The organism is Pseudoalteromonas sp. SG44-5 (assembly GCF_014164175.1).
GTDB classification, from domain to species: Bacteria; Pseudomonadota; Gammaproteobacteria; order Enterobacterales; family Alteromonadaceae; genus Pseudoalteromonas; species Pseudoalteromonas nigrifaciens.
This window is the reverse complement of the sequence record NZ_JACJES010000011.1, coordinates 47,082-68,142: the sequence shown is the minus strand read 5'-3', so window position 1 is coordinate 68,142 and position 21,061 is coordinate 47,082. Positions and strand designations below refer to the sequence as shown.

Genomic DNA, 21,061 nt, shown 5'->3' with positions numbered 1-21,061 from the left:
CTAATAATTTCAGCATCGTCCTTTTGGACGTATTACAGAATCGCTAAATGGCTTCTTATTAAGTTAAGAAAATATAAACGCGCTGATCACTTATTTTTGGAGAAATAATGAAATCGATGATTTTACCCAAAGAATCACAAGGCCATCAGCTGCATAGCCTTTTAGAATATCCAATTACTCCACCCAATGCGGATGGTTCGGTAGTGGAGATAGCTGAAGGTTTGTTGTGGTTACGTATGCCTATGCCGATGTCGTTGGATCATATAAATCTTTATTTACTCGAAGATAACGACGGTTGGTATATTCTCGATACCGGGCTTAATAATGACACAACACGGCAATTGTGGTTAACGGTAATAGAACAACATTGCAACAAAAAAGTAATTAAAGGCGTTATTTGTACGCATTTTCATTATGACCATAGCAGCCTAGCTAGTTGGTTAATGGCCACGTTTAATGTGCCGCTATATATGACTTTTGGTGAGTTTTACATGCTAAAAACGCTGAGTAATAACACCGTAGCACTAGGCAGTGACAACCAGTTAGATTTTTATCATAGTGCAGGTTTACCACGAGATGAGTTAGACGTGATCATTACTAGTTGCCGTAAAGATCCCTTTATAAAATTTAGCCCGCCGTCATTTAATCGTCTGCGTGAAGGGGATGTGCTCACCATAGGTAAGCGCCGTTGGCAAATAGTCATAGGGGAGGGGCATTCGCCAGAGCATGCGTGCCTTTATTGTGAAGCCGACAAGCTACTGCTAGCTGGCGATCAGTTATTGCCCAATATTAGTTCAAATATTTTAGTGTCTGAGTTAGAGCCGCAAGGTCAGCCATTAAAAAACTGGCTACGTTCGCTTGAAAAGCTACAAACGCTCGACCCACAAACCTTAGTATTACCAGCCCATGGCCCAGTATTTCGCCACATGCATTTACGAGTACAACAGTTGATTGATCATCATTTTGAGCAGTTAGATATATTAAGAGCATTTGCACTGCAAGCTCCTGAATTTAATGCCTATCAGGCAATGAAGCATTTATTTAAACGCGCTCTTTCACCCATAGAAAGTATGATGGCATTGGGCGAAACCTTAGCGCACCTAAATTGGTTAGAAAGTAATGATGAATTATTTTGTCAGCGTAAAACTGATTCAGGCATTAATAGTTACTTACTCACGGACAAAAAATTAGCAGCTGGGAATACATTATGAGTTTATTTAATTTAGTCACTGCCACTAAATCACAATTAATGGCACCTGGCGCACCATTTGAAATCACTAATAAGCAAATCAATGGTCAAAGTTATCAGGTGTATTGCAACGCGCCGCTTAATTTAGCGCAAGTGATTAATGATGCAAGGCGCACTGATGAGCAATCATTTTTGGTTTATCAGGGAGAGCACTGCAGCTATAAACAGTTTTTTCAACACGTTGATAATGTTGCCAGTTACTTGCAGCAACATGGCATAAAGCAAGGGGATCGTGTTGCTATTGCAATGCGTAACCGACCTGAGTGGGTTATTGCTTTTTGCGCGATAGCATTGATAGGTGCAGTACCTGCACCACTCAACAGTTTTGGGATGCAGCAAGAGCTAATAACTGCACTTAATGGTATTACGCCTAAATTATTAATTTGTGATGGCCCAAGATGGCAGCGAATTAGCCAAAGTAATGAGTGGTTAACCGATACCTTAGTATTAAACGATACAGCATTAGATTTATCGCAATCTGCTGCAGCAATAGACTTTACAGAGGCGCTTAATTATTCAGCACACAGCATTGAACCACCCACAATAACAGCGACCGATGCGGCTTTAGTACTGTTTACCTCAGGTGCGACCAGCGTGGCTAAAGCGGTTGAGTCGAGCCATATTGCAGTGTGCCAAGCACTTTATAATATTGACTTTATTGGTGCAATATCGGCAATGACCTCACCTAAAGCATTAGCGCTAATTATGGAAAAAGGACTGGTGCCTACTATTTTAACCGCGGTGCCGTTATTTCATGTAAGTGGTTTACATGCCCAGTTATTGTCGGCATTACGTGGCGGGCGGCGCTTAGTGTTTACCCATAAGTGGGATCCGCTAGAGGCAATTGAACTGATCAAAAAAGAGCAAGTAACACAATTTAATGGTGCGCCATCTATGGTGATGCAGTTATTACGAGAGCCGAGTTTTCATAGTGCAGAAGTTATGGCCTCGTTTAGTGGCTTAGGTTTTGGCGGCGCAGGACTACCAGCCAGCTTAATTGATAAAACGCTGTCTAGCCTACCTGAGCAAATGATAGGAATTGGCTTTGGTATGACCGAAACCAATGGCGTGGGCGCAGCCGCGTCTGGCGATTTATTTCGTCATGCACCCAAAAGCTCTGGGCTTATTTCGCCCATTATGGAAGTACGTATTTGCGCAGCAGATGGACAGTCGTTACCTAGCAATAGCGTGGGCGAAGTATGTATGCGCGGTATTACTTTAATGGATCAGTATGTTGGCGACTTAACAGCAACTCAAGATGCAATACGCTCTGGGTGGTTACATACCGGCGACTTGGGCTATATAGACGACGCAGGCTTTTTGTTTATTGTTGACCGTATTAAAGATGTGATTAACCGCGCGGGGGAAAATATTCCCGCAGCCGAAGTAGAGTCGTGTTTGCTTGAACACCCTGCGGTAGCCGAAGTAGCAGTGTTTGGTATTCCAGATGAAGAAACCGGTGAGGCCGTTATTGCTGTTGTTTGCCCATTAGAAGGCGAGTTTATTGAAGAGCAGCAATTGCTCGCACATGTAGCACAACGACTGGCTAAATATAAAGTACCGCAGAAAATTCATCTTATGGAAGATAAATTACCGCGTAATCCGGCTGGTAAAATTTTAAGAAACAAATTAAAAACAAAGCTTTATCAATAAATGTTAATCGCCGTTAAAAAAGCCAATAAAGCGCAGATTAGTCATTAGTGAATAAAAATAATTGAACAGGAGAAGGTAGATGACCACAGCCAATGATGTTGAAAAAAATTACGATGTAATTGTTGTCGGTTCGGGAGCGGGTGCAATGACTGCAGCACTGTTTGCCGCCGATCAGGGTAACTCAGTACTTATTGTTGAAAAAACCGATAAATACGGAGGCACCTCTGCAATATCTGGAGGTGGTATTTGGATCCCAAATAACGATGAATTTCGTGCACTTGGCGGCAAAGACAGCTATGAAGCAGCACTCACTTATATTAAAGCGGCCAGCCAAGGCAGTGTTGATGAGACGCGTATTCGTGCCTATTTAGATAATGCACCAAAAATGCTGCGCGAGCTGCAAGCTAATAGCCGCGTTAAATTTGCGGTTGCCGATAAGTACCCCGATTACTATCAACACCTTGAAGGCTCATTACCGGGTGGGCGTAGTATGGATCCAGAGCTATACGATACCACAGGGCTGGGCGATGAAATGGATAACCAACAGCCTGCTGCCGGTAATGCATTACTGATGGGGAAAATGTCGTGGACTGCGCGCCAAGCACATAAAGCAGTGTCGAAGGAGCGCGGCTGGATGCTGATGATAATTGGTTTAATGCTACGTTATAAATTGGACTTTAAGCAGCGTAAAAAAGGACGCCGCGATCGCAGAGCAGGGTTAGGCGCGAGTTTAGTGGCATCACTGCGCCACTCGTTATGCGATCGTAATATTCCATTATGGCGCGATACAGAGTTTACCGACTTTGTTATTAATAACGACAAAGTGACTGGTATTAAAGTGCTACGCGATGGCCAAGAACTTACATTAAATGCGCGTTATGGCGTAATAATGGGCAGTGGTGGCTTTGAGCAAAATCAAGCATTACGTGAAAAATATTTACCGGCACCGTCACAACAAAGCTGGAGTGCAACACCTAAAGGCGGTAACACTGGCGCGGCATTAGAAGCGGGGCAAAAACTAGGTGCAGCCACCGATTTACTTGATTGGTGCTGGTGGACACCTACCTTAAATGTACCTAAAGAGCGCAACGCTCGTGGTTTATTTGCCGAGCGAGCCTTTCCTGGTGCTATTGTTGTTGATGGTGCAGGGCAACGGTTTTTTAACGAAGCAGCGCCTTATTTAGAATTTGGTGATGCTATGTATCGTAATCATCAAAAAATGGGTAATTCTATTCCTGCTTGGGTGGTTTTTGATGGCCATTTTCGCCATGAATACGCTATGGGACCACTGATGCCTGGCAAAATTATGCCAGATAGCAGAGCGCCCAAAGCCTGGTTAGGCTCGGTTTATTTTAAAGCCGATAGCTTAGCAGAGCTGGCAAAACTAGTTAATATTGATGCTGATGGATTAGCACAAACAGTACAAAAGATGAACCACTACGCAGCAACGGGTGTAGATGAAGACTTTGACCGTGGCGGTAATGTGTTTGACCGTTATTACGGCGACACCAAAGTAAAACCTAATCCTTGTTTAGCACCGCTAACAAAAGGCCCTTATTACGCATTAAAAATTCATCCGGGCGATATTGGCACTAAAGGTGGCTTGCTTACTAATGAGTATGCCCAAGTGGTGCGCCCATCGGGTGAGCCCATTGCAGGACTTTATGCCATAGGTAATAGTTCCTCCTCAGTTATGGGCACAAGTTACCCAGGCGCGGGTGCAACAATTGGCCCAGCTATGACCTTTGGTTACGTTGCGGCTAATCACATTACAGCTAACCGCGGCGCAGAAGCTAATGACTAGAGAATTGCATATGACGATCAATAATTCATTAGACCCTGGCATTAGCAGCGAAGTGGATAGTATTCCTAAATTAGTGTTTGCTGCTGCAAAGCGCCATGGACAACTTACTGCCATTGAAGATGGCGAAGCAAAAATAACCTATCAAGACTTACCTACTGAGAGTTTAAATGTTAGCCGTGCACTTATTGCTTTTGGAATAAAACCGGGCGATCGCGTGGCTATTTGGGGAGCAAACTCTGGGCGCTGGGTGCTTGCCGCGATTGGTTTGCAAATGGCCGGAGCAGTGTTAGTACCTATCAATACCCGTATGAAAGCAGTTGAAGCGGCTGAAATTATAAATCGCAGTGGCGCAAAGTTAGTGTTTAGTGTTGGTGACTTTTTAAAAAGTGACTACCCCGGCGAATTGGCAAAATTATTCACTCCACAGCAACTGTCGATTGTAACCTTAACCCCACGTAAAGGGGAGCCACTTGATATTTGTTGTGATTGGCAAAGCTTTTTAGCCAGAAAAGACAGCATAGATGAGCGCAGTGCCCGTGAAATTGCCTTAGGGGTTGGTGCAGATAATTTGTCTGATCTTATGTTTACCTCTGGCACTACAGGCAAACCCAAAGGTGTTATGAGCCGCCATGGGGCAATAATTAAAGCGTTTAGCGTATTTGTAAAAACCTTAGGCATAGTACCTGGCGATCGCTATTTAGTGGTTAATCCGTTTTTTCATGCCTTTGGTTATAAAGCCGGATGGGTAAGTTGTTTATTAGCAGGCGCGACTATTTTACCACAAGCAGTGTTTGACGCCGATGATGTACTTGCCCGAATTAGCCAAGATAAAATAACCGTATTACCTGGGCCACCAACACTTTATTTATCATTGCTTGCTCATCCACAGTTGGCAAGCGCTAACTTAAGTAGCCTGCGCATAGCCGTTACTGGCGCTGCAACTATTCCGCCTATTTTAATAGAGCGAATGCGTGAGTTATTAGGTTTTAAAGTGGTAACCACAGCCTATGGATTAACTGAGTGCGGTGGTTTAGCAAGTATTTGTGGCATTGATACCGACGTTGCCACCATCGCCAGTACCAGTGGCCGCGCAATTGAAGGCACCGAAATAGCAATAATGTCTGAGCAGGGTGAAATACTCGGTGCTAATGAAACTGGCGAAATTTGTATTCGTGGTTTTCATGTAATGAAAGGGTATTTTGAGCAACCACAAGCCACCGCCGAAACCATAGATAAAGACAATTGGCTGCACACCGGCGATGTTGGGCATTTAGATAAAAATGGCTATTTAAGCATTACCGACAGACTAAAAGATATGTACATTTCGGGCGGATTTAATTGTTATCCGGCAGAAATAGAGGCAGTACTTATTGAGCACAGCGCTATTGCACAAGTTGCAGTGGTAGGAATTAAAGATGAGCGCATGGGAGAAGTTGGCTGTGCATTTATTACTTTAAAATCATCAGCAGAACTTGATGAGGCAACGTTAATGACTTGGTGTCGTGAGCGCATGGCAAATTATCGAGTACCCAGAAAAATCAAAATAATTGACGCAATGCCAGTAAATGCTTCTAACAAAGTAGTTAAAGCAGAACTGATAAAGCATTTTTTGCAACAGTAAAATTTTAGAAGGAGCAAACATTTGGAATTTTCATTTACCGAAGAGCAGAAAATGATCCGCGATACTGCGCAAGCCTTCTTAGCTGAAGTATCGTCATCGAATGCAATACGCAGCGCAATGGACACTGAGCAAGGCTTTGATCCACAAATATGGCAACGTATTTGCGAAGAAATGTACTGGCAGGCAATTCATATACCGGAAGAATATGGCGGCATGGGACTAGGCTATGTAGATTTGGTGGTTATGCTGGAGCAAATGGGACGTTATTTATTATGTTCGCCGTTTTTTTCAACCGTGTGTTTAGCCAGTAATGCCTTAATAGTTGCCGGCACTGATGAGCAAAAGCAACAATATTTAACGCAAATATGTGAAGGTAGTTTAACCGCTACGCTTGCCTATACCAGTAAAAATGGCCAGTGGGACGCAACAGCAGTGCAAGGCATTGTAACTGCACAGGGCGATGATTATGTACTTAATGGCACATATCGTTATGTACTAGATGGCCACACGGCGCAATTATTAATAGTTGCCGCACGTAGTGAAGGCAGTGAGGGCGAGCAAGGAATAAGTTTATTTGCAATAGACTCAGACACACCTGGAGTAAAGCGCACTTGGTTGCCAACTATGGATCAAACACGTAAACAGGCAGAAATAGTGTTTGATAATGTGCGAGTGAGCAGCAGCCAATTAATGGGCGAGGAAAATAATGCTTGGCCACAGCTAAATAAAGTATTGCAACTAGCTGCTATAGCCATTGCAGCAGAGCAAGTAGGTGGCTCGCAACAAGTATTAGATTTAACTGTAGAGTACACCAAAGAGCGAGTGCAGTTTGGTAGGCCTATAGCGGGTTTTCAAGCAGTTAAACACCAAGCGGCAGATATGATGCTGCGTACCGAGGTGGCGCGCTCAGCCGTTTATTACGCTGCGTGCGTAGCAGAGGAGGCGCTCAGTGGTGGTTTGTTGGCCGATGAGTTAGGCGAAGCAGCCAGCGTAGCTAAGTCGTATTGCTCAGAAGGCTACTTTAAAAATGCCGGAGATGCGCTGCAACTTCATGGTGGAGTAGGGTTTACCTGGGAATATGACGTGCACTTATATTTTAAACGAGCCAAGTCGTCTGAGTTATTTTTAGGTGATGCTGCTTATCATCGTGAACACGTCGCAACATTGTTATTAGATTAAACGGCTGCTAAAAAAGGTAAAACAGATGAAATTAAGTTTTAGTGATGAAGACGAAAAATTTCGCGCCGAAGTGGCACTTTGGCTCTTTGAGAATTTAGTGGGTGAATTTGAGCAGCTTAAATTTCGCGGTGGCCCAGGGGATGAACACATGTTTCCTCTGGAGCGTAAAAAGTGGGAACAAAAGCTCGCGCAAGGAGGTTGGACCTGCATTGGTTGGCCTAAAGAATATGGTGGCCGAGGGTGCTCTATTGAGCAGCAAGTTATTTTTAATGAAGAATATGCTCGCGCCGGTGCGCCGGGTCGTGTTGGGCATATAGGTGAAGGGCTTGCTGGGCCAACGTTAATTGCCTTTGGTAGTGAAGCGCAAAAACAAAAATACTTGCCAGGCATTGCAGCCGGAACCGCACTTTGGTGCCAAGGTTATTCTGAGCCTGGTGCAGGCTCAGACTTAGCTAATGTTAATACCAAGGCACATTTTGACGAAGCCAAAGGTAAGTGGATTATTAGCGGGCAAAAAGTGTGGACATCGCTTGCGCATGAATCTGACTATATTTTTGTTATAGCGCGTACTAACCCAAATTCTAGCGCTCACAAAGGGCTAGGCTTTTTCTTAATGAAAATGGATCAGCCAGGTATTGAAGTGCGTGGCATAAGGCAGCTTACCGGCACCTCTGAGTTTAATGAGGTATTTTTTGATCAAGCCGAATGTGATGCCGACGATATTGTAGGGCAACCAGGTGAAGGCTGGGCTATTGCTATGGGTTTACTTAATTTTGAGCGTGGCGTGTCGACCTTAGGTCAGCAAATGCAGTTTCAAAATGAGCTTAATCAAATTATTGATATAGCCAAAGCCAATGGTAAAAGCCAAAATCCAACTATTCGCCAACGCATTGCTGACGCTCATATAGGGCTTAAAATAATGCGCTACAACAGTATGCGTATGCTCTCAGATACAGGTGATGGCGGCTTACAAAAAGAAGCGCTGATCTATAAGTTATTTTGGGCAACATGGCACCGTGATTTAGGCGAACTGGCAATGGATGTACTTGGCCCCGAAGCCGAAATACTAGAGTCAGGCCCTTATACATTAACCCGTTTACAGGCTATGTATTTGTTTGTTCGCTCAGATACCATTTATGGTGGCACTAACGAAATACAACGTAACATTATTGCTGAACGTGGCTTAGGTATGCCCAAAGAGCCTAAAATAACCGCATAAAATAATTGTATTACTTAACCTGATGTAACGGATAAAAAATCGCTTAACCAGCACATCAGGTTACTTATTTTATTGCTCATTACGACTGGGCTGGTGGGGTTATTTTTAGCGAAGGCTGTGAGTTCAAAAATTAACTAAAGAGTAAGAAGGGCTGTAAAGCTAAGCCCGCTTAATCAGCGGGCTTTATTTGAATACAGTAAGGACGTTAAAAACTACTGCGAGGCATAGGCATTGGCGCGTCGGTTAGTCCCCCATTAACACCAAAAATTTCACCAGTGATATAGCCCGCCGCCGGCGAGGCTAAAAATAACGCACAAGCCGCTACATCTTCAGGCTGACCTAAGCGATTCATAGGTGTACGTTTAACAATAGCCTGCTCCATTTCATCATTCATTACGCCTTTAAGTGCTTCGGTAAGGGTTGAGCCTACGCTAATTGCATTAACGCGCACTTTAGGTGCAAAATCTTGCGCTAAATTAAGCGTCATAAAATTTAATGCCGCTTTGGCGATGCCGTAACTGATAAAGCCGGGCTGAGCTAACTGCCCAGCTACCGATGAAATATTAATAATACTGCCTTGGCCACTGGTATTTACCATGTGCGGGGCACTAATACGTGACAAATCAAACGCGGTAGCGGTATTGAGCTTAAAGCAATTTTCTAACTCTGCTGCGCTGCTGCTAAGTGTAGGCTTAATTGCGCCTGAGCCACCGACGTTATTGACTAAAATATCGAGTCGACCAAAATGCTCAATTGTTTTATCAACTAATGACTGTCGTTGTTGCTCATCAAGTACATCGCACGCAACGACTAAAGCGCGGCTGCCGCGTTGGCGTATTTGCGCTGCTGTTTGTTCAATATCTTCGATGGTTCTGGCAGTGACTACAATATCGGCACCCGCATCGGCTAATGCCAGTGCTATGGCAGCACCTATGCCACGCCCTGAGCCGGTAACAATAGCGACTTGGCCATCGAGGCGAAATCTATCGAGTATAGACATTAATATCTCCTTACTTAAATTAGACTAACATGTTGCTGTGCAAATTAAGGTTGCCTTACAGGCATACCTCAAATAAACCCGCAGCACCCATGCCACCGCCAATACACATGCTCACCACAACATATTTAACACCGCGACGCTTGCCTTCAATAAGGGCATGGCCCACCATACGCGCACCACTCATACCAAAGGGGTGGCCAATGGCGATAGCGCCGCCATTAACGTTAAGTTTATTGTTATCAATACCTAGGTAGTCGCGCGAATAAATAAGCTGACACGCAAACGCTTCGTTAATTTCCCACAAACCAATATCATCAATTGATAAACCATGTTGTTTTAATAGCTTAGGAATAGCATACACAGGGCCAATACCCATTTCATCGGGCTCGCAACCTGCAACCGCCATACCACGAAACACACCCATTGGCGCTAAGCCTTTTTGCGCCGCTAATTGTGAGTCCATTACCACGCAGGCTGATGCGCCATCAGATAACTGACTTGCATTACCTGCTGTAATAAATTCACCTTGTGAAATAACGCGACCATCTTTCCACACCGGTTCTAAGCTTTGTAGGCTCTCAATAGTTGTAGAAGGGCGGTTGCCTTCATCTTTAGCTAGTAATACGTCCTCAAAGGTCACTTCTTTGGTTTCGCGGTTAAATACTGATTTAGTAGACGCCATTGGCACAATTTCGTCATCAAACAGGTTGTTTTTTTGCGCCGTAGCAATACGCAGTTGCGACTGTAAGCTGTACTCATCTTGCGCTAAACGTGAAATGTTGTAGCGCTTAGCAACCACTTCTGCCGTTTCGATCATCTGCATATAGGCATGCTCTGAATGCGACAGTACTTTTTTTGAAATATTACGATAAGTATTTTTGTGTTTGTTTTGCACCATAGAAATAGATTCAACGCCACCGGCAACCACAATATCCATTGAACCAAGCATAATATTTTGCGCCGCAAAACCTATACTCATTAATCCAGATGAACACTGACGGTCAAGAGTCATACCCGGCACGCTATTAGGTAGGCCTGCAGCGGTCGCTGTTAAACGGCCCAAGTTATAGCCTTGAGTACCTTGCTGGGCTGCACAACCAATGATCACATCATCAACCTCAGCACCATCAATACCCGCGCGTTTAACGGCTTGCTCAACTGCATGACCTGATAATGCAGGCGCTTCGGTATCGTTAAAGGCACCACGAAAGGCTTTGCCCATAGGCGTTCTGGCGGTAGAAACTATAACTGCTTCGCGCATGATTATTCCTTTTTTATTTTGAAGTGCAAAGGCACTCTTACGGTTAAATTTTAGCTAGGTAATAATGCTGAGTTGCTGCAATAACACGTGTGTATTGGTTAAATTAGTCAGATTAATTGAAATTATTACCACGGGTAAAAATAGAGTTTTCCATATCTACATTAACCCTTATCGCGTCACTGTGAACATCGACCATTTGAGGTAGGCAATAACTAATTAGTAAAATAAAGAGAATTAGTAATTGGTTTGTACTGCTTATTAATTCGCTTATTGGGCGAGTTTAGCTTTAATAGTGATGAGTAAAGCAAGACAACATTTGCCGCGGATTTTAGAAAGGGAAACAGTTACAAACGGAATTAATTTTAATGAATTTACGTTGTGGTTCCTGCAATTTATTGAAAGTAGTTAGGGTATATTGACCGTTCATGGTTGAACCTTTTTCACTCTAGGGGGCTTTAATCGCGGTGCGAGATTTGTAACCTAGTATGCTCGGTAACTGTTTTTTCCTTATTCTACTAGCTTAAAACCAAGTAAAAATAAGTAAAAACGAGCAAAGCTTCCGCCGCTCACCTATACCCATGTAGATAAAAATAGTTCATCACCCTTGGCAAAACTACTCGATCAGCGTGTGTTTGGCATTTATACGTCTATATCACCTAGTATGTGGGAAATAACGACATTACATAGGCTCTGTCTAACCTAAAAGCCAAGCAAATTGCTAAAAATTAAACCTTAGATGGTAAACAGGCTCTAATTAAAAAGAATTTTTTAAGTGGGAAAGTTGTTTTTTATTAATTAAACAGGCTAAAAAAACACATGAAATGAATGAAAAGTGAACGAGGTATTTAATTATGTTTAGCTAATAGAGTTTATAAAAGTTATTAGGATCAAATAAAGACAGTTTATTTTTTGTTTACCTAGTTTTACGTTGTTTATAAATTATAAACACATATTTTACACACCATTAAAACGGTTTTTAATTTAAGGGTCGTTGAGGCTTGTGAATTGTTTAGTACGCATATTTATAAAAATTAAGTACTAATACTATTACATTTAATTGCAGGGTTGTTTGATAAGTAAGCAAATGAAAACTCACTAAACCGTTATTTTATCTTAAGATTAAATCGTCTTACCGAAGTTGCTCAAAGGAAATGGCAATAATGAAAAAATATCTAGGTTATTTATTATGTTGCTTTGCATGTAATGCATATAGCAACGATGAAGTAGCACTTACTTTAGTTGGGTACATTTCACCTAAATGTGAGTTCACGGCAGAAAATAAAAACTTAATTATTTCTTCAGATGGCTTCGCTAATACAGAGTTAGCAATTAATTGTAACTCACCTATGCGGGTATCTATGCTGTCAGAAAACGGTGGTTTGCGCCACCAGCAGGGTACTCACTTAAATGCTTATAACGTTAACTTGTCAATTGCAGATGCTAATCAAAGTATGTCTGTTTCGTCACAGACCCTAACAGTATCACAAACATTTAATGTTGATAAAATTTTATTTAACAGTGTAGCAAAACTACAGTTAGAGCTAGTAGACCCTTTAATTTATGCAGGAAATTACCAGGATGTTATTCGCATAGAAATGACGCCATCTGCAGTCTCTGGTGGCGTGCGGTAAACCATTAATTATTAAACATAAACATATATCACATGGAAAAGGAATATAACAATGAAAAAGTTAATCGTATTATCAGCAATCGCAGCACTTACATCAGGTGCAGCACTAGCAGAAAACCTTAACGTTGGTGGTGCAGTAGCATCAATCTGTCAAGCATCAACGACTGGCGGCAGCGCGGTCTTATTTCCTGCATTATCAGTAGGAGCGTCTCAGACTGTCGGTGTTAGTATTAAATGTAATGATCCAGATGGGGCAATAGTTTCACTAACAACCTCTGAAGGGCATTTACAAAATGCAGATCAAGAAGACAAGGGTGTTGGTTATTGGGCTGAACTAAATGCTGCACCATATGCACTGACCTTAAAGGCAATGACAGGCGCTAATGATACAAGTGTAGTTCAAGATGAAAGTGGTAGCGCGGGTTTAGCAAATGGCCTAAGCGGTACTATTAAAATTACTATTAAGCAAGCTGCGCTATACTCAGGTACGTACGCAGACACGCTAAAGCTATCGATTATAGCTAATTAGTTATTATTAAGGCAGTTTTAGGCTGCCTTTTTTCATTTATTATGGAAGGAATCATATGCGCTATATAATTTTATTTACTTTAATTATCACTTTCACCTCATTTTCTACAGTTGCTTTTCAGGTGCAGCCTATGGTTGCAGAACTTGAATCTATGGGTAGTCAATCGCAGCAAACAATGCGCATACTCAATACTTCTAACGAGCCTTTAACTATTGAAGTGTCAGCACATGATTTGCTGATAACTGAAGAAGGGAATGAGGATCTGGTCAGTAATGAGGAAGACTTTTTAATTATACCCATGACAACTATTATCCCACCAGGAAAAAGCCAATCTGTAATTATTAGATATATTGGTGAACCTATTATAGAGGCTTCAAAAGCCTATCGAATTACAGTAAACCAAGTGGCTGTTGATGTAGCTGAGGGAACAACTTCTGGTTTTGGTATGTCAGTTAGTTTTAAAACATTATTTAATGTGGTGCCAAAAAACGCAGAAGCTAAATTAGTAATTAAAAGTAAAACACAAGAATCTAATGATATCTGGAAAGTATTATTAGAAAATACCGGCAATAAATATATTCGCTTAACGCAATCGCAGTGGGTAATTAAAGGAAATAATGAAAAGTTAGTGCTTGAAGGGGAAGATTTAAGTAAAGCATTAAGTGGGAAATTACTTTTACCTAACTCAAGTCGAGAAGTAACGATAAAAATACCAGCTCAATTCAATGCAGAGCAAAGTGAGTTAGAGGTGCTGTTCTAATGTGTAGGCTGCTGAATTATTATTTATTATTATTTGTAATGTTAGCTTTGCCCGCCTACGCTTTAGAAGTAACACCCATGGTAGTTACTTTTTCACCAAATGGCGTGTCAAATGGCGCATCTAGTTTAGTACACAATCAGTTACCACGTGATATTGCCTTTGATATACAGGTATACGAAATTCAATTTACACAAGATGAACCACAATTAGTACAGTTAGAAAATTCGCCATTGTGGGTGTTTCCGCCGTCGTTATTGCTACAAGCAGGGCAAAGTCAGCGTATTCAATTTAGATGGCTAGATAAAGTACTACCAACCACAGATAAAAGTTACCAAGTTAGCTTGATTGAGCAACCATTAAACGCTCACTTAGCAGACAAAGCATCGCAATTGACCATGCTGCTTAATGTGAACTTAATTGTGCATGTTGATCAACCGCAGTTAATAGCAGATTTAGCCGTTGGGCAGTCTCATATTGAGGGAACAGACATTATGGTAAATATAATAAATAAAGGCCTAGGTGCGAGTCGATTAAGTGATTATGAGATCAAGTTAACTGATGAAAGTTCTGGAGTATTAATAGAGCGCATTTTAAAGCAACAATTAAAAGCACAAGGCTATGATGTGTTTTTTGCACCTAATAGTAGCCACTATATAAAAATACCTAAACCAAAATCGATAAAAAAGGATAGTTTTAAAAGCTTACGCTTAGAATTAATGAGGTAATAAATATGCGTATATTTATTTGTTTATTATTAATTTTATTCACTCAAGTAAGCCTAGCAACAATAAACCCATCTAACCGAACGATTGAGCTAAGTGTTGAGGCTGAGCTTAATAAAACCTCTATAGGAAGAATAACGCTTGCTGTGGAGCCTGGTGATAATTTACTACTTAAGTGGGACGAAGTTGAAACAGTGTTCAATGAAAAACTCTATCCACAAGGTCTTACTACATTAAAAGCTAAAGTTGTTGATGGTATGCTTAGCAAGCAAGCGTTAGAGAAATTTGGCTTTGTGATTAACTTTGACTTAAGCGACTTTAGTTTAAAAATAAATGCGCCTCTTAACTTAACCCGCCCGCAAACATTAAGCTTAAAATCAAACGATAGAAGACTACAAGCGTCTGAAGTTGCAAACTTAAGTGGCTTTGTTAATCTTTATTCTAGCTATTTATACCAACAAAATAGTATTACAGATACAGAGGACAAACAATTAGCGGCACGCGCTGAAATGGTAATGAACTGGCGGGGATGGGTAGTAGAAAATGAACTTGAGTATTTATCAGATGTTGAGGCAACTTCATCAAATGTTAAACGTTTAGGCACACGCTTAGTGCATGACTTGCCGTTAAAAGGAGCTCGCATATCAATAGGCGATAATTACAGCTCGGGTAGTTATTTTCAATCTACGTCACGTATTCTGGGCGTGTCGTTTGCTCATGATTTTTCATTGGTTTCCGATAGACAAATAAGGCCCAGTGCATCTAGAAGTTTTACCTTAGATAGTCCGTCTTCGGTTGAAGTGTTAGTCGACGATAGGATTGTACAGCGATTAAATTTAACAGCAGGCATATATTCATTAGATGATATTCCATTGAATGAGGGGAGTAATAATATCAGCTTGCGGATCACTGATATTGCAGGTGTCGTACGTTATGTTAATTTTGACGTTACTACAGGGCTCGACTTATTTGCAGAGGGACAGCTAGAATATGAAGTCCATATTGGGGTGCCATCAGAATTAACAGATCAGTTAGATTATAATGATGATTATCCGTTAATCAGTACTTACCTCGATTATGGTATATCGCCAAGTTGGACTGTTGGCTTTGCAGCTCAAGCTGATGAAATTGTGCAACAGGTTGGATTTAAAAATATTTATGCAGCTAAATTAGGACAAGTCGCATTTGAGAACTCAGTTAGCTTTAGCGATAAAAGAGGTTATGCGTATAGACTTGTATACAGTAACTTTACCGATAATAGTGATAAACATCTGGATTATAGTTTTGGCTATGAGTACTCTACTAAAGACTTTCGAGCACTAGGTTATCGGCCTGAGCTGCAAGATAGTGCCCGCTTACTAGAGCATTTAATCCAAGCTAACTATAGTTTTTTTAATAGCCCTACTTTACGCACCTCTTTTTTTGCAAATGTATCAAGAGCGCATGACCAAGTTCAATTTGATAAATCTGCAGGTGTTAACTTTACAGGTGATGTAAGTAATGGCAATTGGCGCTATAGCTTAGGCGCTCAATGGGATGAAATAGCAGATAATGCAGAGTGGGGAATTAGGCTCTCTTTAACCTATAAGTTTAGTAATGATCGACGTTTAAAGTTATCTCACCAATCACGTAGAAACAAAACACGTTTAGAGTACACCCAAGATGCTAACCAACGCTATGTAGGAGCATTTAGTTTAAGAACAGGAATTGAACATAATGACCAAAATGAAGCATTATTTGACTTAAACACGCAATATAATGGCAACCGGTTCTTAGCAAGTTTAGATCATGCTAGCTTTTATGAGCAATTAAATGCAAGTTCAGCTTATCATCAAAGTCGGGTAAGCTTTGCATCCAGCGTAGCATTTGCAGGAGATGATTGGGCAATAGGTAAGCCTATATACGACAGCTTTGCTTTAATTAAACCCCACTCGAGCCTAAAAGATAAAAAAATAACCTTGGGCCAATATAAAGATCAATACAGAGCAAATAACGCAGATTTTGACACTATGTTATTAAACGATCTTAGCTCATACGATAGTACAGTTGTTTCTGTTGATATTGATGATTTAGCGCCTGGTTACGATTTAGGTTCTGGTTTAGTGGTATTTTTTCCATCTTATCGCAGTGGTCACAGTGTAATGATTGGTACTGCTGCAAATATATCGGTTATCGCCACTTTACTTGACCAACAACAGCAGCCATTAGCTTTACAAGTTGGCGTTGCTATTTGTTCTAGCGATAAAAGTAATAAAGAGCATAAGTTTTTTACTAATAAATCAGGTCGTTTTGCACTAACTGGGCTTATACCTTGTAGTTACGAAGTTAAATTAAATAATAGCGAAAAATCGCAATTTATTTTAGATGTAAAGGAAGGTGAGCAACTACAAAGAAAAGGAAATATTTATGTACACTAAAAAAATGGTTACTTTTATTAGCGGCTTTGCTTTATTGCTTTTACCTCATATTAGCTATGCACAGTGTAATGCAAGGTTAGATAATATTGCCCACCTATTTGATGACTTTGATCAGTACCATGCATTACAAAAAGTAGATGCAAAAAAGCAGCTGCGCATTAATGTAATAAATGACGAGCAGTGCCAGCTGCATATAATATTAACCAGTGAAAACCAAGCGCAGTTAAGAGGTGCTTTTCAAAGTATTGCTTATCAATTTCGCAGTGATACTCAGCAGTTAGTCAGCTCATCAATTAGTCGTTTACAACTTGTAGAGTCGGCGGCTGAAGTTAAACTTTTGATCCCATCGGGTACACCGGTAAAGGCAGGGTTATACACAGATAGATTGCAAATAAAACTTTATGATCAAAATAATCAGCTGCTCGATGAGCGTCAACTTGACATTGAAACAGATATTGCCCCAAGAACCAGCCTGTCGGTGCTTGGTTATAATACTTTTGCAAATACCATTAACTTAGGAGAGTTAATACCTCTGCAAGAATACGCTATGTTACCTAGCCTGCAAGTAGTGACTAATTCAGATGTTCGGCTGCGTGTTAGCTCTGATAATAAAGGTAAGTTAGTGCACAGTATGTATCAGCAACAATATGCGATAGATTATAATTTAGATTTGGCGGGTAATTGGTTAGGATTGAGTCATGATACAAATAAAACGTTTTCATACGCTGGGCAAACTGTGTTTTTATTGCCACTTAAAATACAGTTAGCTGACTTTAAAGAGCAAGCCGCTGGTGAGTATACAGATACTATAAGGTTTCAAATTAGCCCACTTAACTATTAACTTTGTTTAAGTTTTTTTGACACCATGCAAGTGCTTGCTGCTTATTTTTAACGGCGATTTTTTGATACACCTTATGTAAATGAACTCGCACAGTTGCTTCGCTGATAAACAGGCTATCGGCAATAGCACTGGAGTGCATTCCTGAAAACAGTAAGTTTAAAACTTTAATTTCTTTACAGGTAAGGTTATTCGACTGCAGTGTTGTTTGTTGCTCGCTAGCCAGCATTTGCCTCATCCAACAATCGGTAACTGCGCGAGGAAACCAAAGTTCTCCCTTATTAATCGCTTCTAACCCTTGGTGAAAAAGAGCTTCGTCTGTATTAGCATAAAATAAGCCCTTTAAGTTAGGCCATTCTTTTAATGGAATAACATCACTGTCTTTAGGCACGTCAAAAATAACAAGCCCTTGGTGCTCATTTTTTAACATAAACTGATTAATTAGTTCATAGTTAGTGATAACGTTAAGTGCTTGATAATTTACCAGCAGTATATTGTATTGTGTCGCCACACAAAATAAAGAAGTATACCCGGAAGTATTTAAACACTTTATCTGTTTATTCGTTACATTTTCAATTGCCATAAATTTATTCCATATACTTAAGTATTAATACTATATTCCTAAGTTCAGTTAATATCAATGGTGGAATAATGTACAAATCGTTTATTATTTAACTTAAATCGCTTGTTTAATTGTAGTATACGCAATAGGCTCTGTGGGTTTATTTACCTCTTCATTTTAATAATTTAAGGTGAATGGCGTTTTACTGAATAACTTTTAGCGAGGAGTTGTGGCGCGGCAGGGTTTTTATTAATAAAATATTAGAAAATGATACATATCATCTTGTTTATATCATATAATTTACATCCAGAGGAAAGATGCTACAACGCATCTTTTTTTATGCCTACAATTTATATTTTATAAAAATATAACGCATAACAAAACCTATACCCTTTGGAGATTATTTTTGAAATTACGCAACCTCTCACCGTTAAGCTTAGCAATTATTGCTGCACTCACTACCTCAGTAAATGCAGAAGAAACCAAAACAACAGCAAAGCAAGACGCGTTTGAAAAAATAGAAGTAACCGCTCGTAAACGTACAGAAAGCTTATTTGAGTCTCCAACCGCAATTACATCAATAGGTGCAAACCTCATTGATAAAGCCAATATGAGTAATTTAGAAGATATTGGTAAGTATGTACCTAATTTAAATATTACTCGTTATGGCGTGGGTAACTCGGCACATGCATCTGTGTTTATTCGCGGTATAGGCCTTCAAGATCATGTTATTACTACCGATCCTGGTGTTGGGGTTTACTTAGATGGTGTGTATTTAGGCCGTCAAATGGGGTCAAATTTATCGCTACCGAATGTTGAGCGTGTAGAAATATTGCGTGGCCCTCAAGGTACTTTATATGGCCGTAATACTTTAGGTGGCGCGGTTAATGTAATAACCAAGCAACCAGGTGATGAAGGCATTTTAACAACGACTGCAAAAGTGGGTAGCCGCGGTCGTGTAGCAGGCGATATTTACTTTAATAACGCATTAACTGATGATTTAAGTATGTCGGCAAGTGCGTCATACAAGCAGCGTGATGGGGTGGGTACTGCAGTTAATTTAGCTAACCCAGAAAAGGAAATTGGTGAAGAGCAAGAGTTTAGTGGCCGTGTTGCATTTAAATACCAAGCAACTAGCGACCTTGCATTTACTTTTTCTTTAGATGGCGTTGATAACGAATCGGGCCAATCGCCTTATACAATTGAGCTTACCGCACCACTTGATCCAAATGATGAGAACAATGGCGATTTCCCATTATTAACACCAGACTTAATTCCGGCAAATCCAGATGATTTAGGCACAACCGTTGCGGGTATTGAATCAACTTCTTACTCAGGTTGGGGTACTTCATTTGCTGCTGATTGGGCAATTAACGACACTTATTCTAGTAAATTTATCTCAAGCTACCGTACCTCTGAATATGAAGGCGGCTTAGATGATGATGCATCAGCGCTTAATTTATCTGAGTTTCCAGAGCAAGGTGGTGCTGATCAATACTCATTTGAAGTTCAGTTAAACGCAACGTATGACAACATGGACTTTGTATCTGGCTTATACTTCTTTAATGAAGATGGTTTTACCCGCTCAGAAGACTTTGTATTTAGCCCATACAATACGCCTGACAGTTTTGGCTTCTTCGAAATAAATCAAGAAACCAACTCTTATGCTGCTTACTTTAATGCCGGCTACGATTTAACCGACGATTTAAGCATTGGTGGTGGCCTGCGCTACTCAAAAGATAAAAAAGAAGCGAATGCGATTTTTCCATCTTTTGCCGAACGTAAATATGTATCTGCAGACTTTGATGCTGTGACATGGGATATAAATGCTTCGTACCAGCTTAGTAATAATATGAATGTGTATGGTCAAGTTCAAAAAGGTTACCAAACAGGTGGCTTTCCACCGCGTCCATTTGGCGGGCCTGATCAGTTTTCATCATTTGATGAAACAAAAGCAATTAACTACGAAATTGGCTTAAAAGGCCAAGTACACGAAAATGTATCTATGATGTTGGCTGTATTTGTAACTGACTACACAGATTTAGCGCTGCCATTTTCAGACCCTACTTCGGGCGGTGGTTTTGTAACTATCGTTGAAAATGCTGGTCAATCAAAAGCGCAAGGTATTGAGCTTGAAACAACAGTAGCCATTACTGACGACTTTACTATTCGCAGTGCAGTGGGTTACTTAGATTCAGAAATTAGTGAAGTAGCAGCAGGCGTACAAGGAATTGGTAAAGGCGATTCGCCTGCATTAACACCACGCTGGACTGTGATGATTGCGCCTTCATATTTTATGGATTTAAATAACGGTGGCACTCTGGCTTTTAATGCAAACTACTCGTACCGCAGTGAAATGCAAGGTCAGTCAGTATTTAACTATAGCGAAACAATTGATTCTCGTGAGTTAGTTGGCTTTAATATTTCTTACACTAACCCGTACGGCGATATGGAAGTAACGCTATATGGTGAAAACGTATTAAACGAAGTGTACGATGTAGGACGCCTACAACAAACTGGTTTTGTTGGCGTTATGCGCAGTAATGACCGCAGTGAATTTGGTTTAAAGTTCAAAAAAGACTTCGAGCTGTAAACTAATTTAGCTAACGCATTTAAA

The 21,061-nt window shown here is 40.7% G+C and carries 16 protein-coding genes; 13 read left to right on the top strand and 3 right to left on the bottom strand.

Annotated elements, in window-relative coordinates:
- Positions 1-107: 107 nt before the first annotated feature.
- The 6 genes from H5079_RS12215 to H5079_RS12190 all read left to right on the top strand — a co-directional run bounded on the left by H5079_RS12215 (position 108) and on the right by H5079_RS12190 (position 8,725).
- A complete protein-coding gene (locus tag H5079_RS12215; protein WP_182684183.1) occupies positions 108-1,211 on the top strand; it encodes an MBL fold metallo-hydrolase in 1,104 nt (367 codons plus the stop codon).
- Positions 1,208-2,902 carry a class I adenylate-forming enzyme family protein gene (locus H5079_RS12210; RefSeq protein WP_182684182.1) on the top strand — a complete coding sequence of 565 codons (1,695 nt, stop codon included), beginning with the start codon at positions 1,208-1,210 and terminating at the stop codon, positions 2,900-2,902. Before H5079_RS12215 ends, H5079_RS12210 begins: the two co-directional genes overlap by 4 nt.
- 79 nt (positions 2,903-2,981) lie before the next feature.
- A complete protein-coding gene (locus tag H5079_RS12205) occupies positions 2,982-4,706 on the top strand; it encodes an FAD-binding protein (RefSeq protein ID WP_182677274.1) in 1,725 nt (574 codons plus the stop codon).
- A gap of 10 nt (positions 4,707-4,716) precedes the next feature.
- Positions 4,717-6,327 carry a FadD3 family acyl-CoA ligase gene (locus tag H5079_RS12200; RefSeq protein ID WP_182684181.1) on the top strand — a complete coding sequence of 537 codons (1,611 nt, stop codon included), beginning with the start codon at positions 4,717-4,719 and terminating at the stop codon, positions 6,325-6,327.
- Positions 6,328-6,348: 21 nt separating this feature from the next.
- Positions 6,349-7,506, top strand: coding sequence for an acyl-CoA dehydrogenase family protein (locus tag H5079_RS12195; RefSeq protein WP_089368585.1), 1,158 nt, complete (start codon positions 6,349-6,351; stop codon positions 7,504-7,506).
- 25 nt (positions 7,507-7,531) lie between these two features.
- A complete protein-coding gene (locus tag H5079_RS12190; protein WP_011328787.1) occupies positions 7,532-8,725 on the top strand; it encodes an acyl-CoA dehydrogenase family protein in 1,194 nt (397 codons plus the stop codon).
- Positions 8,726-8,930: 205 nt separating this feature from the next.
- On the opposite strand, the gene H5079_RS12185 is transcribed toward H5079_RS12190, so the two are convergent.
- Positions 8,931-9,725: an SDR family oxidoreductase gene (locus H5079_RS12185; RefSeq protein WP_011328786.1), complete on the bottom strand. Its 795-nt coding sequence runs from the start codon at positions 9,723-9,725 to the stop codon at positions 8,931-8,933.
- A gap of 55 nt (positions 9,726-9,780) precedes the next feature.
- Positions 9,781-10,986, bottom strand: a complete 1,206-nt coding sequence (locus H5079_RS12180) for an acetyl-CoA C-acyltransferase (protein ID WP_182684180.1) — start codon at positions 10,984-10,986, stop codon at positions 9,781-9,783.
- A 1,160-nt stretch (positions 10,987-12,146) separates the two neighbouring features.
- On the opposite strand from H5079_RS12180, the gene H5079_RS12175 reads away from it, so the two are divergent.
- From H5079_RS12175 to H5079_RS12150, 6 genes are read left to right on the top strand one after another with little or no spacing between them, the layout of a single operon-like run.
- Positions 12,147-12,617, top strand: a complete 471-nt coding sequence (locus H5079_RS12175; protein ID WP_011328783.1) for a hypothetical protein — start codon at positions 12,147-12,149, stop codon at positions 12,615-12,617.
- Between the two features lie 51 nt (positions 12,618-12,668).
- Positions 12,669-13,145, top strand: a complete 477-nt coding sequence (locus tag H5079_RS12170; RefSeq protein WP_182684179.1) for a hypothetical protein — start codon at positions 12,669-12,671, stop codon at positions 13,143-13,145.
- A 55-nt stretch (positions 13,146-13,200) separates the two neighbouring features.
- A complete protein-coding gene (locus H5079_RS12165; RefSeq protein WP_182684178.1) occupies positions 13,201-13,905 on the top strand; it encodes a molecular chaperone in 705 nt (234 codons plus the stop codon).
- On the top strand, positions 13,905-14,630 hold the full coding sequence (locus H5079_RS12160) for a hypothetical protein (protein WP_259398064.1): 726 nt from the start codon (positions 13,905-13,907) through the stop codon (positions 14,628-14,630). The genes H5079_RS12165 and H5079_RS12160 overlap by 1 nt, the downstream gene beginning before the upstream one ends.
- Positions 14,631-14,635: 5 nt before the next feature.
- Positions 14,636-17,044, top strand: coding sequence for a fimbria/pilus outer membrane usher protein (locus H5079_RS12155; RefSeq protein WP_182684177.1), 2,409 nt, complete (start codon positions 14,636-14,638; stop codon positions 17,042-17,044).
- Positions 17,034-17,885 carry a hypothetical protein gene (locus tag H5079_RS12150; RefSeq protein ID WP_182684176.1) on the top strand — a complete coding sequence of 284 codons (852 nt, stop codon included), beginning with the start codon at positions 17,034-17,036 and terminating at the stop codon, positions 17,883-17,885. The genes H5079_RS12155 and H5079_RS12150 overlap by 11 nt, the downstream gene beginning before the upstream one ends.
- Here the strand turns inward: H5079_RS12150 and H5079_RS12145 are convergent.
- On the bottom strand, positions 17,875-18,465 hold the full coding sequence (locus H5079_RS12145; RefSeq protein WP_182684175.1) for a LuxR C-terminal-related transcriptional regulator: 591 nt from the start codon (positions 18,463-18,465) through the stop codon (positions 17,875-17,877). The two genes, H5079_RS12150 and H5079_RS12145, sit on opposite strands and share 11 nt — an antisense overlap.
- A gap of 385 nt (positions 18,466-18,850) precedes the next feature.
- Here H5079_RS12145 and H5079_RS12140 point away from each other — a divergent pair, with 385 nt between their 5' ends.
- Entirely contained in the window at positions 18,851-21,037 is a 2,187-nt protein-coding gene (locus H5079_RS12140; RefSeq protein ID WP_182684174.1) for a TonB-dependent receptor, read from the top strand.
- The last annotated feature ends 24 nt before the right edge of the window (positions 21,038-21,061 follow it).

What these genes read in the sequence shown, in the direction of transcription:
- H5079_RS12215 (WP_182684183.1), top strand. Translation starts at nt 108, where the DNA reads ATGAAATCGATGATTTTACCCAAAGAATCACAAGGCCATCAGCTGCAT.
- H5079_RS12210 (WP_182684182.1), top strand. Translation starts at nt 1,208, where the DNA reads ATGAGTTTATTTAATTTAGTCACTGCCACTAAATCACAATTAATGGCA.
- H5079_RS12205 (WP_182677274.1), top strand. Translation starts at nt 2,982, where the DNA reads ATGACCACAGCCAATGATGTTGAAAAAAATTACGATGTAATTGTTGTC.
- H5079_RS12200 (WP_182684181.1), top strand. Translation starts at nt 4,717, where the DNA reads ATGACGATCAATAATTCATTAGACCCTGGCATTAGCAGCGAAGTGGAT.
- H5079_RS12190 (WP_011328787.1), top strand. Translation starts at nt 7,532, where the DNA reads ATGAAATTAAGTTTTAGTGATGAAGACGAAAAATTTCGCGCCGAAGTG.
- H5079_RS12185 (WP_011328786.1), bottom strand. Translation starts at nt 9,725, where the DNA reads ATGTCTATACTCGATAGATTTCGCCTCGATGGCCAAGTCGCTATTGTT.
- H5079_RS12180 (WP_182684180.1), bottom strand. Translation starts at nt 10,986, where the DNA reads ATGCGCGAAGCAGTTATAGTTTCTACCGCCAGAACGCCTATGGGCAAA.
- H5079_RS12175 (WP_011328783.1), top strand. Translation starts at nt 12,147, where the DNA reads ATGAAAAAATATCTAGGTTATTTATTATGTTGCTTTGCATGTAATGCA.
- H5079_RS12170 (WP_182684179.1), top strand. Translation starts at nt 12,669, where the DNA reads ATGAAAAAGTTAATCGTATTATCAGCAATCGCAGCACTTACATCAGGT.
- H5079_RS12165 (WP_182684178.1), top strand. Translation starts at nt 13,201, where the DNA reads ATGCGCTATATAATTTTATTTACTTTAATTATCACTTTCACCTCATTT.
- H5079_RS12160 (WP_259398064.1), top strand. Translation starts at nt 13,905, where the DNA reads ATGTGTAGGCTGCTGAATTATTATTTATTATTATTTGTAATGTTAGCT.
- H5079_RS12155 (WP_182684177.1), top strand. Translation starts at nt 14,636, where the DNA reads ATGCGTATATTTATTTGTTTATTATTAATTTTATTCACTCAAGTAAGC.
- H5079_RS12150 (WP_182684176.1), top strand. Translation starts at nt 17,034, where the DNA reads ATGTACACTAAAAAAATGGTTACTTTTATTAGCGGCTTTGCTTTATTG.
- H5079_RS12145 (WP_182684175.1), bottom strand. Translation starts at nt 18,465, where the DNA reads ATGGCAATTGAAAATGTAACGAATAAACAGATAAAGTGTTTAAATACT.